Here is a 17,212-nt window from a genome sequence, read left to right as displayed (position 1 = left end):
ATAGCGGTTTGCCTGCCAGGACAGTTACCAGTGGACGGCGGTTAACCGCCGTTGCGCCGCTGCCGCATCCGTTTAAAACGACCGTTGGATTAAGTGGCCGTCAACATCCCGATTTATGATCGGCCTCCCACAACAACAAACCGGAGAAGCACATGAATATGTCAGAACAGGTTGGCGCGGGTCTGGATGGCTTGGGGCAACTGAAAGCGCTGGTGGCGGCGGGTCGCAAGCCGGGTATCGCGGTCTCGCTCGATTTTGATTTTGTCGAAGTCGAAGTGGGCCGCGCCGTGTTCAGCGGCACGCCGGGCCATCACGCCTATAACCCGATCGGCACCGTGCATGGCGGCTATGCGGCCACGTTGCTGGATTCAGCCTGCGCCTGCGCGGTGCATGCCAGTCTGAGCGCCACCCAGGCGTATACCACGCTGGAACTGAAAGTGGCCTATCACCGCCCGATTACCGCTGAAACCGGCTTGCTGCGCGCCGAAGGCAAGGTGATTTCGATCGGCCGCCGCGCCGCATTCGCCGAGGGCAAAATCACCGATGCCGAAGGCAAGCTGTATGCCTCGGCCACCTCAACCTTGCTGGTGATGGAGCGCCCCGCCAGCGCGCCTAAGGCTTGATCATCTGCATGGCGATGTAATGATCCGACAAGCCGACCGCGCGCCAGAACGCCAGCGCGGCGGCATTGTGCGATAACACCTCCAGCTGCAGGCGGCCCGATTTGCGCCATGGATTGGCCCAAAGCCATGCCATGGCGGCGCGGCCGATGCCGTTGCGGCGATATTCGGGCGACACATAAAACTGGCGTAAAAACACATGGTCGGGCGCCAGCACAAACAGCGCGTATCCGACCAGATGGCCACCGCTTTCAAACAGCACCGCGCGATAATCCTTGTCTGACAGCCAGCCCACCATGCGCGCTTGCAGCTCGGGCAGGCTCAGGCTGTGGGCATTGCCCTCGTCGCGCAGCAATTGCAGATTAAGCATCGCCAGCGCGCTGACATCGGCCACCGATGCAAAACGGAACTGCAGGTCGGGCGCTTGCGGGTCGTTCTGGGTCATGACATCGGTTCCTGTTTACAAGGTGGCGCGCGGTAAGTGCCAGCCATAGTGCACGGCCAGCAGGCGCAATACAAAACACGCCACGCCGCCGCTGATGGCGCTGATCGTATCGGGCACGCCGCAGCGGCGCAGCGACACCACCAAAGCACCGGCCAGAAAGGCGGCCGTGGCGTAAATATCGGCATACAACACCAGCGGCACGCGCGCGAGCAATACGTCACGCACCACGCCGCCGCCTGTGCCGGTAACGGTGCCCAGCAGCACCGCGATAAACGGGCGGATGCCGTGCAACAGCGCTTTCTGCACGCCCGCCACCGCAAACAGCGCCAGGCCTGCGGCATCCAGCACCGTATACGCCAGCGGCGGCAAGGCCAGCACCGCGCTACTAAAGATAAACGTGATAAAGCCGGCGGCAAAGGTTAGCGCCGGATAACGCCAGTCGCGGATGGCGCTGGGCGGCGTATCGCCTATCAGCAGATCGCGGATCACTCCGCCGCCCATGGCCACGATAAACGCAATCACCATCACGCCCAGCAAATCCAGGTGCGCGCGCATCGCGGTCAGGGCGCCTTCAATGGCAAACACCACCGTGCCGATCAGGTCGGCCATCAGCACCAGTTTTTCTGCGCGCAATCGCATTGCCTACCATCCGGTCAAATTGAGCCGCAGCCATCATATAGCGAAGTGTCCGCAGGCTTGGGCATGCACGCGGCTGGCGTGGTATCCGCGCCACTGCCACAGCGCGTAGACCAGGAGCGGCCCCCAGGTGCAGGCCTGGCTGGCAAGCGCCAGGCGCGCTGGCATGATGCCCTTAACGCGCTGGCAGGTGCGTTAACTCTCTCCTTTTGGCTTGGTTGGGCCCGCCCTGGTGGCGGGCTTTTCTTTGCCTATCGTTTGGCAAGCCAGGAGCGCTCCTGGTAGTGAGCCCGCACACGTCAAATAAGAATACGCTGATATATGACAGCCGCATGACGCGGTAACACGGTGCGCAGGAACACCGGGCAGGCCAGAACCATGAACGATTATTCAGACAAGACGCAGCGCGCCACACGGCACGGCGTGCGTTGGCGCGTGGTGCTGGTTACCACCGACGGCCGCCAGGCGTTTGGCCGCACCGGCGATTTATCCGCTAGCGGCGCTTCGGTTTATCTTGACGTGTATTTGCAGATGCAGACCGATGCGCTATTGCATCTGGAGGTGCCAGCGCGACCGGATGTGATTGAGCGCCAGATTGTGCAACTGCCCTGCCGCGTGGTGTACACGGTGCATGACAATGCGATGGGGCAGTTTCGGACCGGCATCCAGTTCATGCAGCTGGACGAGCCGGCGCGCGATATCCTGCAGCGCGCATTCAAGGCGTATTTTCATCGCGCCCGGCCGGTGGTGGCTGAAGACGCTTAGGCGCAAACGTCAGGCTGGGCCGATGCTGAAAACACTGGACGAAAAAAAACCCCGCAATGCGGGGTTTTCTTCTAACAAGCAACGCAGCAATCAAGCCGGTTGGATGTTGGTGGCTTGCGGGCCTTTCGGACCCATGCCCTTGGAGTAGGTCACTTTCTGGCCTTCTTGCAGGCTCTTGAAGCCGTCGACCTTCACTTCGGAGAAGTGAGCGAACAGATCCGGGCCGCCGTCAGCCGGGGTGATAAAGCCGAAGCCTTTAGCGTCGTTGAACCACTTGACGATACCTTGTTCCATTTTGATTCCTTGATACGTAATTGAGCATGCCGCTCAGAAAAGAAGCGCACGAACATCAAGGAAAATAAGGTAACAAGGGGTGCCACGGGGCTACTGACAATGTAACGATCACTTCACGCTTGAGATCCTGCACCGTCGTTATCCCCTTTTATGCCGGCCGCGTCAACGCTCTTGCCGTAATTAATTTCAGAATCGATGCCCGCCACCCGCCAGCAACGGGCATCAAAACCGGCTTTGCTTATTGATTTTGCAGCGCGATATTCATCAACACGCCGCGCATACCCAGAATCAGCAAGGTGGCTTTGTGCTCACCCTTCAGCCGGAAAGCACAGTATTGCGGGCTGTCTTCATCGCCTTTGCATTCAGGCGTGCCAAATTCGCTGGTGGCCAGATCCACCACCTTTTGCAAAGGCAAGCGGCTGCCGTCATCAAACGGGCTGAGCAAAATGGTGACCTTGCCGGGCTGCATATTGTCTTCGCCCTGCGTGGTGTACAAAAACGAGCGATTGGCCGCCTGCGGCAACGGACAGTTGGACAGCAGATAGCCAAAGTCCACGGCGGGCAATTCGGTGCCCCGCACTTTCTGCGCCGGAAGATGCCGCTCGCTCACCTGGCATTGCAACGCCGCGCCTACATAATGTGGATCGGCCAGATTGCCGTTGGTGGCCACGCTGCCGATACGGTCCAGCAGCGCCACAAACGGCGCGGTATTCAGATGCGGCGGATCGGCTTGTGCGACGCTGGCCAACAATGTAGTCACGATGGCGATCAGAAGTTTTTTCATGGTGGCGGCCCTCGGTATGTAGTGGGGTGTTTGCTACTTACATGACCAGACTATATGCCGCGAATTTGCCCCCCGAAAACACCCCAACCGGCCCTCTTTGCCTGAGCGGACGTTTAGCGCCGACAGTCGTTTTTAAAGCGTCTGATTGCGTGCAATTTATCAGATTATAGTCAGCTAAATATTATATAAAATTCAGCAAATGGCTAGGAGGGCTACTAGTCGTCGAGCCAGTCAAATTAATTGTTGTCGGCAGACAAACCGACGTAATAGCTTGCATAAAAGGCGATATAAGACCAAACGCGCGTATAAATTACGTACTTTCTCAACAAACCCGATTGTAAGCAAAATACGCACGCGGTGCTTAAAAGGCCCGAAATCAGTCATCCCCCATTTGTCGATCTGCAAGCAACTTTTGCAGGTAAAAAACGCAGAAGTAAGCGCAAGCCGCGCCCCTGTTGACGGCGTAATTGCGGGCATCATTCAAAGGCATGTTGCCCGGGCCGGTTCGTGCTCTAGACTAGCGGCACTTGATCGCAAGCAGAGCCTGACCATGACGCAACCACACCGCTGTGCCTGGGCACAGAATGACCCACTAATGAGCCAGTATCACGACACAGAATGGGGCGTACCCGAATACGACAGCCGCGCGCTGTGGGAAAAACTGATCCTCGATGGCTTTCAAAGCGGCCTGTCGTGGCGGACCATCCTGTACAGGCGTGACGCTTTCCGCCATGCCTTTGCTGGCTTTGATCCAGTCAAAATAGCGGCCTTTACCGCGGCCGACGTCGAGCGTCTGCTGCAAGACTCCGGCATTATCCGCTCGCGGCAAAAGATTGAAGCGGCCATCGGCAATGCCAAAGCTTATCTGGCGATGCAAGCGGCGGGCGAGGATTTCTCGGATTGGGCTTGGGCGTTTGTCGAAGGCACACCGTTGCAGAACAGCGGCCCGGTGCCGGCGCAAACGGAGTTGTCACTGACGATTTCCAAGGCCCTCAAGAAGCGCGGCTTCAAGTTTGTCGGGCCGGTGGTGGTGTATGCGTGGATGCAGGCGGTCGGCATGGTCAATGACCACGCCGCCGATTGTTTCTGCCGTAACGGCCCGGTGCAGACCGCCGACCCGCGCGCCTGACACAGCGCCCGCGCGCGTTACAGCAAATGCAGGCCGCCATCGCATTCGAGCACGGTGCCGGTTACAAAACCGTTTTCCATCAGAAACTGCACTGCATGTGCGACGTCGTCGGCCTGACCAACGCGGCGCACCGGCAAGCTGGCCGCTTGCTGTTCAAACACTGCAGCTTTGAATGCGGCCGGTTGGCCATCCCACCACGGCGTATCCACCACGCCCGGCGACACCGCGTTCACCCGCACGGGCGCCAGTTCACGCGCCAGCGTGCCCACCATGGCTTCGAGCGCGCCGTTGATCGCGCTCAATCCCGCCACGCCCGGCATCGCCATCCGCGCCGAAATCGCGCTGACCAAGGTGACGCTGCCGCCAGCGCGCAACACCGGCAAGCTGGCCTGCAAGGTATTGAGTTGTGGCCAGAACTTGGCGGCGAAACCGGTGTGCAAATCGCCAAGGTCCAACTGCCGAAATTCGCCCGCCCCGGCGCCACTGCCTAGCGCCAGCAGCAAATGGTCCACCGGCCCCGTCGCGGCAAAGAACGCATCCAGCGCCGCACGATCGGTCGCATCGACCACTTCGCCACGCAGCGTGCCCTCTGCGCCTTCCAGCGCCGCTTGCAAGCGGGGCAGGCTGCGCCCCGTGGCAATCACTTCGGCCCCCGCCGCCGCCAGCCGCCTGGCGCTGGCCAGCCCGATACCCGACGACCCACCCATCACCACGACCCGTTGTTGCTGTTGCATGATCTCGCTCCTGATTGGCTTGGCCCATTGCAACTTGCCCGGACCACGCAGCGAGAATAGGCTGACCGCTGATATCACTCCAATCGTTTGGAATCATGCCCGTCATCAATGAAAATGATTTCCGCAAGCTTGATCTGAACCTGTTGCTGGTGCTGCACGTGCTGTTGCAAGAACGTAACGTGACACGCGCCGCCGCGCGTTTGTTTATCGGCCAGCCCGCGCTCAGCGGCGCCTTGCGACGATTGCGCCAGGTCTTTGGCGACGATCTGTTTGTACGCACCTCGCACGGCATGGTGCCCACGCCGCGCGCGCTGGACCTGGGCCAGCAGATCGAGCCGCTGTTGTTCACCGTGCAACAGGCATTGCAACAGCAACCGGGGTTTGCCCCAGCCAGCGCGCAACGCGTGTTCCGCATCGGGCTTAGCGACGCGCTGGAGGTGGCCTTGCTGCCCGGCATCATGCAACGCATCAACGCGCAAGCGCCGGGCGTGCAAATCATCGCGATCAACGCCGATGGCCAGAATGCGGTGCAGTTGCTGGATGCGGGCGAGATCGAACTCGCCATCGGCGTGTTTCTGCAGCGCCCGGCGTGGCTGCAAGCCAGCGCGCTGTTCAACTGGAAATTTCAGTGCGTGTACAACCCGGCGCAGTTGCCGTTATCGGGCGGGCGCATTTCGCTGGAGGACTATCTGGCGTGGCCGCACGTGCTGACCTCATTCAATGGCGAGCTGCAAGGCGTGATGGATGACGATCTGGCTAACCTGGGACGGCAACGGCGCGTGATTTTATCCAGCCGGCATTTTGGCGCCAGTCCGCTGTTGGTACAGCAAATGGCGGCGCTTACCACCGTGCCCAGCTTTGTGGCGCAAGCGTGGCAGCAGGCCTTGCGCCTGGCCATCTGCGAATTGCCGTTTGAAGTGCCCGAATACGAAGTCAGCCAGATGTGGCCCGCCACGCATGCGCAAGATGCGGGCCTGATCTGGCTGCGGCAGGTCGTGGCGCAAAGCTGCGCCGCCAAGGCTTAGCGCTGCAGTTGCTTCAGCTCAAACCCCGACATCGCATATTCATAAAAATTGGTGACCCCTTGCTGGCGGCTCTGCTCAAACAGCGTGCGCGCGCGATCGGTATCGCCTTGCGCCAGATAGAATTCGCCCACATAAAAGCTGGCCTCGGTACTGGCCATGCGTCCTTCCAGCCCGGCTTTGCTTTGCGCGGCGTTCAGCACTTGCTCGGGCGTGGCCTTACCGGCAAACAAGGCCAGTACCGGCGCGGGCCAATCCTGGTTGACGTCGGCTTTGGCCGCCAAGGCATTCGGCAGCGGCAGATGCTGGCGCTTTAATAGCCAGGCCGCCCAGATCTGGTCATACGGGTCGGTAATGCCGTCGGCTTGTTGCAGGCCGCGGTTCACGTCAGCCAGCGCCGCGGTGGCGTTGCCATTAAAGTACTGCGCCACAGCGCGGCTGTAGTACAGACGTGGCGCGGTGCCGCCCAGGCTGATTTCGCGGCTGCTGCTTTCGATCGCTTGCTGAAACCGGCCGCCGTTAAAGTCATATTCGGTGCGGCAACGCAATGCCACCGGGGCCGAGGCGCCCAGTTTTTGCGCCAGCGCCATATCGCTATCGGCCGCCTTGCCCTGCCCCAGATCGCGATACGCTGCGGCGCGGAAACAATACGCCGCCGCCAGATCGTCACTGCCCAGCTTGCCGCCCGCGATGGCTTTGCTGATGTTGTCCACCAGCCGTTGCGAGCGCGTGGCGATTTGCTGCTGGATCGGATCACCCTTGGCGGTGGCGCTACTGCCAGCCAGATCGGTCTTGGCGATGATAAAGGTGTCGCTGGATTGCTGCGACAGCGCGCGCAAGTCACTCACAAACGCCGACGCATCCGCCGCCTCGCCATTGGCGCTGGTCAGCACCAGGTCTTCCACTTGCCGCGCCACATTGCCACGCATGCTGTAGGTGGCGTCGTAGTTAAACAATTTGCGATGCAGGCTGGTCACGACGGGGTCGACCTGCCCCGCCACTTCGCTGGGCAGGGTGACTTGCACCGAGTAATGCAGATGCTCAGGCGCATTGCCGCCCACCACAAACGGCATGGTGCGCACGGCGGTGGCTAAGCGCGTAAAGGTATGGCGGAAGTTCGACGCATCAAACGCCACTTGCCAGCTGCCTGCTTCTTCATGCGCCAGTTCGGGCACGCTGAAATGCGACACCAATGTATAGCTATTGCTGGCGATATCGTCCTGACTGGTTGGCGCGCCCACCAAGGTGGCTTTGGGATAACGCAGCGTAATCGGGTCCGTGACAAAGCGCGCCAGGTCGCTGGCCGAGGCTGAGCCCACGCTCATGCGCATGTTCTCAGCGTTTTCGCCGCGCCAGGTTTCCGTCACCGTCAGTTGCGCCACGCCGTCCCACTGCGGCAGCGTAAACACTTCATCGCGCGCCATATCGATGCGCTGCGTGGTGTCTGGCGCAATTCGCGCCAGCTCGGTGCTGGCCGGGTCCACCACCAGCACACGTGCGTCGCCATAGGTCTGGCCCATATTGGCCAACGCGCCATGCTGGCCCTGGCGCGTCGGGTCCAGATACCAGATTTTGCCGTCGAGCGTCACTTGCAAAATGGCGTGATTAAACGCCAGCGGGCTGGGTTGCATCCGCTGCGGCAAAGTCTGGCTGCTGGCATCCAGCAATACCGGTCGGCTGGCAATGCCCAGTTGCGCCAGCAAGGTATGCAAGAACAACGCCTTGTCTTTGCAATCGCCATAACGGCGTTGGTACACCACGTTGGGCGGCGCGGGCCGATGCGAACTTTCGCCCAGCGCCACCGAAAAATAGCGGATGTCGGTTTGCGCAATTTCCAGCGCCGCCACCACTTGCTGTTCTTGCGTCGGCAAGGTTTTTAGCCGCGCCACCACCGCCTGCAACTCCGGGCCCAGTGGTTCTTTGACGGTAAACAGGCCTTCGGCCCATTTCGCCACGCCGTTCCAGTCGGCAAACGCAGAAAACTGCAGCCAGCCCGCCACGATGTAATCCGGCGGCAGATCGCCTTCGCTGCGAATGGCTGGCAGATTGCGTGCCTGAAAAATCTGCGTGCGCCAGCCACCCGCCACGGTTTCGGTCGGCTTGGGTGCGGCAATGCTGTTGTCGCTGAGATAACGCCAATAAATGGGCGTGGCCACCGGCGAGCGCAAAATCACGCGGCGCCATTGCACCGGCGCGCTGTCGCCCCAGCCCGAGTTCTCGACAAACTGGCCGCCAAACACGGGGTTCTGCCCGGTAACGGTGTATTCATATTCCAGCGTATCGCCCACGCGCAGATCGTTGATCAGTATCGATACGGTGACCGCCCCGCTGTACATCTGCGATTGCTCCAGCCCGTCTTCGCGCTGCAGAAAGCGGATGTGCGCGCTCTGGGTGCGATCGAGCAATTTGCCCTCGCGCCAGATGCGCAGACCGTGCAGATGCAGCTGTTGATAATCGGGGATGAATTCGATCTCCAGCCGGCCGGCGTTTTCCAGTTCGGTGGTGCTGTTGATCTGTTCGGCGCGGTGCACGTAATAAGCGGGAGCGGCGCCCGCCTGCATTTGCGTGTCGGCCAGGATATAAACCTTGGGATCGGTGGCCTTGGCATCGGCTTTATGAGTGGCCACATTGGCGGGCGTAATCCACGCCGGCACCGGGTCTTGCAAATAAAACGCGGCGCGCGCCTGTGCGCTTTCTTTATCCACCGTCTTGTCGACCGTCTTGTCGACAGCGTTGGCGCTTGCGGCCGGGGCCGGTTCCGCCGCCATGACCACTGCGCCAGCCAACAGCCATGCCGCACCCAGAATTGCCAGAACTTTAGACTTGTAGCCGTTCACTGCCTTGCCTTTTGTAAGTACCGATAAGCTCCGGGCATCTTAGCGGGTTCTGTTGCGCTATAGGTGTCCTGGACCGGCTTGATTTGTACCACCGATAAGCGCCGTCGCAGCGCTGAAAAGTTCCCCTGCCGCCCGGCTGAAAATCCCCTTTTTTTGATCAAGCGCGTCGAAACGGTTGCATAAGTCGGTGCTGATGCAGCAAGCCGTTGCCTCCCCGTCCGCGGTGCAGGATCAAGCCTAGATTTGACGCGGCTTTGCTCATGAAATCGCTTTCATAAAAACGTCATCCATCTGGCCAGATTGGCGCGGCGCAGCAAACCATCGGTTCAACCATTTGTCAGAAAGCTGCATTTTGCTGCACTGCGCGCACCGTAAAAACGCCTGATCCATGTACTAGAATCCCCGGCATGTAGCGTGGTGTACCCGCATTACGCACAAAATCGGGGCGCACAGAATGGCCGGGCCAGCACGATGTCCGGCGTCGTTTCTGCACGCCTTCATTGCGCCTACTTGTGAAATCGATTTCAAAAACGCCAGCCCATGTATCGGGTTGTATTTGCCATATATCGCCCGTGTTCAAGGCTGCATAAGGCAAATCATGTAGGTGCGCTTACGTCGTAAATATGAAATCGCTTTCATTTTGCAGGCTTGTCGCAAGCATGCCGTATCGCTTGCGCCCCACCTCGCCGCATTACGGGCGGGGTTGCAGTTGCAGTACAGGTAAGGCCGGCGCAGCCCGGCCATGCCGACCAATCACACGAGGAGCTGGGTTGTTTATGAAAGACTATCGAGCCAGGGCATGGGGGCGGCTTTGCGCCGCCCTGACTGCCGTCTATGTGCTCGCGGGGTTAGCGCCAACCGCAGAAGCGGTGACGTTAGCCCCGTCCGAGCGGGTGACCATCAATCTTGGCGAAACGCCATGGAAATACATCAAGGATCAAGACCCGGCCACGGCGTATCAGCCGGGCTTTGATGACAGCGGCTGGATTTCAGTGGGTGTCCCGTATTCGGCCGACCAGCTGGATACCTTTATCAACACCGAATCAGGTGGTGGTGAAGGCTTTTTAAGCGGTAATACGCAGTGGTATCGCAAGCACTTTACGCTGGGCAGTCAGTACGCCCAGCGCAAGGTGCTGGTGGAACTGGAAGGCGCACACACCGGCGTGCAGGTGTATATCAACGGCACCTTCTTGCCCGGCAACAGCCAGCTCAACCCGCAAGCCACCCACGTGGTGGGTTTCCTGCCCGTGGTGGTTGATCTGACGCCGTATGTGAAGTTTGACGGCAGCGACAACGTACTGGCGATCCGCGTCGCCAAAAACGCCAACTGGTTTGCCTCGCCCGGCTTTTCGCAGGCGTTCCGCTTTGGCCAGTCCGATGCCGGCCTGTTCCGGCCGGTGTACATGTACATCACCGACAAGGTGCACATTCCGCAGAACGTGTATGCGGGGCTGGGCACGTGGGGGACGTACGTGGCCACCGTCAGCGCCAGCAGCACCTCGGCGCAGATCGAGGTGCAGACCAACGTGGTCAACGAAGGCACGACGGCCCAACAGGTCACCCTGACCACGCAGATCGTCGACGCCAACGGCAATGTCGTCGCTACGGCGCAAGACAATAAAACCGTGGCCGCCAACGTGGCGCCGGGCCTGCATCCGCAATTGTTTGACCAGACGCTGACGGTCACCAACCCGACGCTGTGGTATCCCAACAATTCGCCCTACGGCAAGCCTTATATGTACAAGGTGTTCCACACCGTCAGCATCAACGGCGCGGTGGTCGATGCGGTACAAAGCCCGCTGGGCATCCGCACCATCACGTGGGACAAGGACTTTCCGCTGATCAACGGGCAGCGCCACTTTTTGTGGGGCGGCTCGGGGCGCTATGACTATCCGGCGCTCGGCACCTCGGTGCCCGAAGAACAGCAATGGCGCGATCTGCAACAGATGGCGGCCATGGGCGGCAACCTGTGGCGGCCTGGGCATTCCAGCTCCAGCCCCGAGTTTGTCGATGCCGCCGATGCGCTGGGCGTGTTTATCGTGCAGCCCAGCGGGGATGGCGAAAACGGCTTTGCCGACGCCTGCACTGCCCCGCCGTGCAACAAGCAGATTCTGAAGACCGAACTGCACCGCGAGATGATCGTGCGCGACCGCAGCCACCCGTCGATTCTGGCGTGGGAGGCCGATAACGGCGCCACCGATACCACCTTTGCGCAAAGCCTGAAGGCGCTGTCGCAAGTGTGGGACCCGATCAATACGCGCGCGCAGGCAGACCGCACCCCCAACCCGGCCAATGGCGACATCCTCGGTTGTACCAACCAGGGTTGCGAGGTGCTGACCAAACAAACCTATCCGAACAAACCGGCGTGGGGCTCCGAATATTGGGGCAATGGCTCGGCGCGTGGCGCATGGGATTTTGAACTGGCCTTTGCCGCGCCTTTTCTGGATAGCTGGCGGCAAGGCGTCGCGGTCAACGCCTTCGGCATGGCGCAGTGGTATTTCGCGGATACTCCGGGCGAAAGCAGCATCTTTGCCGAAGGCCCGGCGCTGAATATTCCGCAATCGAACGTGCGCTCGCTGGGTGCGTCGATGGTGGATCAGAACCGCTTTCCCAAGTTGCTGTATTACATCTACAAGGCCGCGTGGACGCCGTATGCCACCAAGCCCGTCGTTGCACTGGCACACCACTGGAACCGCTCCGGCAGTGTGCGCGTAAACGCGTTCAGCAACTGCCCCAAAGTACGTCTGCTGGTTAACGGCACCGTACAAGGCGCAGACCAGACGCCCAACCCGTGGAACAGCGACAGCCGTTCCGACCTGTCGCAAAACACCACCAAAATGCCGTTCCAGGTGCATTGGGATGGCGTGACGTGGCAATCGGGTACGGTAACGGCGCAGTGTCTGGATTCGTTTGGCAATGTCGTGGCCACCGACAGCAAAACCACCGCTGGCCCGGCCGCCAAAATCGTGCTGACCGTCGTGCCCAATCTGGTCAAGCCGGATGGCACTGCGTTTGCCACCACCGCCAATGGTTCGGATGCCGCTTTTGTGGAAGCGCGCGTCACCGACGCCAATGGTGTGGTCGTCCCCACCGCCAGCAACAACATCACGTTTGCAGTCAGCGGCCCGGTGACGTATATGGGCGGCACGCAGCAATACGTGACGGCAGGCCAGGCGCTGACGTACCACTCGCCCGGCGATCACGAACTGCAGGCTGAAGGCGGCATGACCAAGGTGGCGCTGCGCACGCAGTTCACCACCGGCACAGTCACGGTCAGCGCCAGCGCCAACGGTCTGACCACGGGTACCACCACCTTTGTGGTGCAGCCGGTGACACACACCACGCCGGTACAAGGCGCGCCGGTGATCATCGCGCAACCGGTGGCGCAGTCGGTCACCCTGGGCCAACCGGCGCACTTCTCGGTGACGGCGACGGGTGCGGCCACGTTGACCTTCCAGTGGAAGAAAAACGGCACCAACATCAGCGGCGCAACCGGCGCAACGTATGACACGCCCGCCACCACCTCTGGCGATAATGGCGCGACGTATTCGGTAGCCATTACCAACAGCCAGGGCACGGTGACGTCGTCGACCGCTGCGTTGTCGGTATTTGCCGCTGCGGCGCCCACGCTCAGCGCAGCGCCCGCCGCGCAATCGGTGGATGTGGGCCAGAGCGCGCATTTCAGCGTCACGGCCAGCGGTTCGCCCACCTTGTCTTACCAATGGAAGAAAAACGGCACCGCCATCCAGGGCGCCACCAACCCGACTTACGACACCCCGATCCTGGCTCTGAGCGATGACGGCGCGTTGTATTCGGTGACGGTGACCAACCCGGTCAACTCGGTGACTTCGGCGCAAGTACGGCTGACGGTCAACGCGGCGCGTGTACCCACCATTGCCACGCAACCGACGCCCGTGGTGGCCATCCCCGGCCAGCCCGCGACGTTTACCGTGGTGGCGGCAGGTTCCGCACCGTTCCATTATCAGTGGATGAAAGATGGCGCGGCCATTGGCGGGGATAGCGCCACCTTCAGCATCGCTGCGGTACAAAACAGCGACGCGGGTAGCTACAGCGTTACCGTCACCAACCTGGCCGGCAGCGTTACCAGCGCAGCCGTCACGCTGAAGATGGCGCCGCCGGGCGTTAATCTGGCGCTGAACAAGGTGGCGACCGCCAGCAGCTACGAGAACCAGGCCGGCAACCCGGCCAGCAATGCGGTGGACGGCAACGCCACCACCAAATGGGGCTCGGCGTTTGTTGATCCGTCGTGGTTTGAAGTTGATCTGGGCTCGGTGCAGACGTTTAACCGCGTCATCCTGCGCTGGGAAGCCGCTTTTGCCTCGTCGTACGAAATCCAGGTTTCCAACGACAACGCCAACTGGACCAAGGTTTACGGCCAGGATGCGGGCGCGGGTGGCGTCGAGGACTTTACCTTCCCCACCCAGAAAGCACGTTATATCCGCATGTATGGCAAGACCCGCGGCACCGTATACGGGTATTCGCTGTACGAGTTCGAGGTGTACAACGGCGCCAATTGCGGCAATGCCAGCGAGCGTTATACGGTGATCGATCCGGCCACCGTGAAAGACAACGTCACCGGGCTGACCTGGAAACGCCAGCAGTACACCCTCAGCGATTCGGGTGCGCAATTTACCCAACCGCTGGCAACGGCTTACTGCGCCAATATGGGCGGTGGCTGGCGTCTGCCGACCAAGGACGAAGCGCTGGCGATTTCTGGCGCCAATGCTTCCACTTGCGCCTTCCCGGCCGCATGGAACACGTGGACTTCCACCAGCTACGAGCAAGACAGCACGTATGCGTACTGGGTGTCGTCAACGGGGACGTCCAATATCGGCGTGGCTACCAACTTCCCGGGATGGGCGTTGTGCACGCAAGGGACTTCGATTGCCGGTCCGGCCATTACCACGCAACCCACCAATCTGACGGTGGCCGTGGGCGCAAGCGCGCACTTTACGGTGACGGCAACGGGTGCCACCAGCTATCAGTGGTACAAGAACGGCGGCCTGGTCGCTACCACCACCACCGGCGCGTATGACACGCCGGCCACCACCACCGCAGACAACGGCGCGACCTACAAGGTTGTGGTGTTGAATGCAGCGGGAGGCAGCACCACCAGCAGCACGGTGACGCTGACGGTCACCAGTGGCGGCAGCAGCGGCACCGTCAACCTGGCGCTCAACCGCCCGGCCAGCGCCAGCAGCACCGAAAACGCAACGGTCAACCCGGCCAGCGCGGCATTCGATGGCGATGCGGTCAACACCCGTTGGTCTTCGACGTTTGTTGATCCGGGCTGGATCAGCGTTGACCTGGGTTCGGTGCAATCGGTTAACCACGTGATTCTGCGTTGGGAAGCGGCATACGCCACGGCCTACCAGATTCAGGTGTCCACCGATAACACCAACTGGACCACGGCCTATACGCAATCGGCCGGTGTGGGTGGCGTGGAAGACTTGCGCTTTAACGCCGTATCAGGCCGCTATGTACGCATGTATGGCACGGCGCGCGCCACGCAATATGGCTATTCCTTGTTTGAGTTTGAGGTGTATGGCGCCGCCAGCGGCCCGGCCATTACCACGCAGCCGGTCGCTAAAACCGCCGCAGTGGGCCAGACCGCCACGTTTAGCGTGGTGGCTTCGGGCAGCGGGCTGACCTATCAGTGGCTCAAGAACGGTGCGGTGATCAATGGCGCGACCAGCGCCAGCTACACCACCCCCGCCCTTGCCGCCACCGATAATGGCGCGGCGTTTACCGTCATCGTCACCGACAGCAGCGGCAACAAGACCACCAGCAATCAGGCCTTGTTAACCGTCTCTGGCGGCAGCGGTAGCGGCAGCACCAACCTGGCGCTGGGCCATACCGCCACGGCCAGCAGCAACGAAAACCCGGCGTTCTCGGATGCCAGCTATGTGGCGGATGGCAACACCACCACACGTTGGTCCTCGCTGGTGGTAGACCCGTCGTGGGTAACGATCGATCTGGGCAGCACGCAATCGATCAACAAGGTGGTTTTGATCTGGGAAACCGCGTATGGCAAGGCCTATCAGATTCAGGTCTCGACCGACAACGTCAACTGGACCACGGCGTACACCCAGGCCAATGGCGCGGGGGGTACTGAAACCCTGACGTTCAACACGGTATCTGGCCGCTACGTGCGCATGTATGGCACCGCGCGCGGCACGCAGTACGGATATTCGCTGTGGGAATTCCAGGTGTTCGGGCCCGCCAGCCAGACCGGCGCAGCCACCAGCGTCAGCGGTAGCAAAACCAGCACATCGGCCAGCAGCAGCACCGCCCCGGCCAGCACCGCCACCAGCAGCAGCACGCTGGGCAGCGGCCAGAGCACGTCCGCCGCCACCACCGCCGATGCCAGCGTCAATCTTGCGCTGAACAAGGTGGTGAAAGTCAGCGGTACTGAAAACGCAGGCACGCTGGCGGGCACCAATGCCGTCGATGGCAACAGCGGCACGCGTTGGGGTTCGGCCTTTGTTGATCCAGGCTGGATTGAAGTGGATCTGGGTTCGGTGCAAACCGTGGGCCGCGTGGTGTTGCGCTGGGAAGCCGCCTACGGCAAGGCGTATCAGATCCAGACCTCGAACGATGAGGCCAACTGGAGCACGGTCTATACCCAAACCGCCGGTAAAGGCGGCGTGGAAGACCTCAGCTTTGCCAGCACCACGGCCCGTTATGTGCGCATGTATGGCACGCAGCGCGCCACGCAATACGGCTATTCGTTGTGGGAGTTCGAGGTCTATTCGGGCAGCACGGGTACGAGCAATCCGGCGTACACGGTCTATCCGGGCTTTGTGGGCACCGAGCTGCAAAACAACACCAAAGGCGCATGGCGCGATGACCAGATCTATGTGACCGTGTTGGGTCGCGATCCGGCCAGCGGCGTGTTCAGTTGGCTGAAACCGGACGGAACGTTAACCCATGCTGCAGTGGCCGATAACGATGCAAACGGCCATCTGATCAAGAATGGCGTCAACTATCCCAACTACGCCTTCACGCTGGCGCAAAGCAAGTTGCTGAAACTGCCGAAAATGGATTCCGGCCGTGTCTTCATCTCGCTGGGCGAACCGGTTTATCTGAAGGTACTGAGCGATGTAAACGGCAATATCGGTTATGCCGGGCCCAATCCGTTGAACCCGACCGACCCCAATATCGCCGTTAACTTTGACTGGTATGAATTCACCTACAACACCACGGGTTTGTGGATCAACACCACCCAGGTGGATGAATTCGGCGTGCCGCTGCTGCTGGATGTATACGGCGCCAACCAGACGTTCCACGCTCAAACCGGCATCACCGAATCGGTGTCGGCGCTGTACAACGAGTACGTGAGCCAGACCCCGGCCGAGTTCCATACGCCGACCCCTGCCCTGCCGCGCATCATGGCCCCGGGCAAGTCGACGTTTGATGTCGGCCAGGCCAACGGCAACTACTTTGATAGCTATGTAAACCAGATGTGGACCTACTACACCAGCAACACGCTGACCGTGGACATGTGGGGCGGCAGCCGTCGCTTCAGCGGCCGCGTGCAAGGTAATACGCTGGTGTTCACCGAAGTCAATCTGGGCAACGGCGCGTATCAGGGTGGCACGTACAACGTCAGCAAACCCACCACGCAAGACATTCTGGAAGGCAAAGGCACGCTGGCCACCGGCAATTCGGTCGAGCTGGCCCTTGAAGCCCAGATTTGCGCGGCGTTTAACCGCCACATCATGCAAGACAGCAGCAAGTGGGCCACCCCGTCCGCGTGGTACAGCGCGGCGCCGGCCAACTTCTACGCGAAGTTCTGGCATAGCCACAGCGTGGGCGGTCTGGCGTACGGCTTTGCCTATGACGACGTGTCGGATCAAAGCTCGACCATCATGTCGCCCACACCGGAACATATGGTGTTTGGCATCGGCTGGTAAAAACGAGAG

At 60.8% G+C, this 17,212-nt stretch carries 11 protein-coding genes; 5 read left to right on the top strand and 6 right to left on the bottom strand.

What is annotated here, in order from left to right:
- The first annotated feature begins 152 nt into the window (after positions 1 to 152).
- Positions 153 to 623, top strand: a complete 471-nt coding sequence (locus WG78_RS03700) for a PaaI family thioesterase (protein ID WP_053936433.1) — start codon at positions 153 to 155, stop codon at positions 621 to 623.
- Here WG78_RS03700 and WG78_RS03695 read toward each other — a convergent pair.
- Both WG78_RS03695 and WG78_RS03690 read right to left on the bottom strand, forming a co-directional pair.
- A complete protein-coding gene (locus tag WG78_RS03695; protein ID WP_083458752.1) occupies positions 613 to 1,065 on the bottom strand; it encodes a GNAT family N-acetyltransferase in 453 nt (150 codons plus the stop codon). The two genes, WG78_RS03700 and WG78_RS03695, sit on opposite strands and share 11 nt — an antisense overlap.
- 15 nt (positions 1,066 to 1,080) lie before the next feature.
- Entirely contained in the window at positions 1,081 to 1,704 is a 624-nt protein-coding gene (locus WG78_RS03690; RefSeq protein WP_053936432.1) for a trimeric intracellular cation channel family protein, read from the bottom strand.
- A 375-nt stretch (positions 1,705 to 2,079) separates the two neighbouring features.
- Between WG78_RS03690 and WG78_RS03685 the strand changes: the two genes are divergently transcribed.
- The gene (locus WG78_RS03685) at positions 2,080 to 2,466 is read left to right on the top strand and encodes a PilZ domain-containing protein (protein WP_053936431.1); all 387 of its coding nucleotides are present in this window, start codon (positions 2,080 to 2,082) and stop codon (positions 2,464 to 2,466) included.
- Positions 2,467 to 2,556: 90 nt separating this feature from the next.
- Here WG78_RS03685 and WG78_RS03680 read toward each other — a convergent pair whose 3' ends face one another.
- Together WG78_RS03680 and WG78_RS03675 are read right to left on the bottom strand one after the other, a co-directional pair.
- Positions 2,557 to 2,760 (bottom strand): cold-shock protein, encoded by a 204-nt coding sequence (locus WG78_RS03680; protein ID WP_053936430.1) that lies wholly within the window; start codon positions 2,758 to 2,760, stop codon positions 2,557 to 2,559.
- A 238-nt stretch (positions 2,761 to 2,998) separates the two neighbouring features.
- Complete coding sequence (locus tag WG78_RS03675) at positions 2,999 to 3,544, bottom strand: hypothetical protein (RefSeq protein WP_053936429.1); 546 nt, start codon at positions 3,542 to 3,544, stop codon at positions 2,999 to 3,001.
- Positions 3,545 to 4,094: 550 nt separating this feature from the next.
- Between WG78_RS03675 and WG78_RS03670 the strand changes: the two genes are divergently transcribed.
- Positions 4,095 to 4,673, top strand: coding sequence for a DNA-3-methyladenine glycosylase I (locus WG78_RS03670; RefSeq protein ID WP_053936428.1), 579 nt, complete (start codon positions 4,095 to 4,097; stop codon positions 4,671 to 4,673).
- A 17-nt stretch (positions 4,674 to 4,690) separates the two neighbouring features.
- Here the strand turns inward: WG78_RS03670 and WG78_RS03665 are convergent, their stop codons facing one another.
- Entirely contained in the window at positions 4,691 to 5,407 is a 717-nt protein-coding gene (locus WG78_RS03665; RefSeq protein ID WP_053936427.1) for an SDR family oxidoreductase, read from the bottom strand.
- Positions 5,408 to 5,502: 95 nt separating this feature from the next.
- Here WG78_RS03665 and WG78_RS03660 point away from each other — a divergent pair, with 95 nt between their 5' ends.
- Entirely contained in the window at positions 5,503 to 6,432 is a 930-nt protein-coding gene (locus WG78_RS03660; RefSeq protein WP_053936426.1) for a LysR family transcriptional regulator, read from the top strand.
- On the opposite strand, the gene WG78_RS03655 is transcribed toward WG78_RS03660, so the two are convergent.
- Positions 6,429 to 9,266 carry a DUF3857 domain-containing protein gene (locus WG78_RS03655; protein ID WP_053936425.1) on the bottom strand — a complete coding sequence of 946 codons (2,838 nt, stop codon included), beginning with the start codon at positions 9,264 to 9,266 and terminating at the stop codon, positions 6,429 to 6,431. The genes WG78_RS03660 and WG78_RS03655 overlap by 4 nt on opposite strands.
- 776 nt (positions 9,267 to 10,042) lie before the next feature.
- Here WG78_RS03655 and WG78_RS03650 point away from each other — a divergent pair.
- On the top strand, positions 10,043 to 17,203 hold the full coding sequence (locus WG78_RS03650; RefSeq protein ID WP_053936424.1) for a galactose-binding domain-containing protein: 7,161 nt from the start codon (positions 10,043 to 10,045) through the stop codon (positions 17,201 to 17,203).
- Positions 17,204 to 17,212: the final 9 nt, after the last annotated feature.

The sequence above is a fragment of the Amantichitinum ursilacus genome (genome assembly GCF_001294205.1).
Taxonomy (GTDB): domain Bacteria; phylum Pseudomonadota; class Gammaproteobacteria; order Burkholderiales; family Chitinibacteraceae; genus Amantichitinum; species Amantichitinum ursilacus.
Note: the sequence above shows the minus strand (reverse complement) of the source record. Positions and strands in the feature narration are given on the sequence as shown.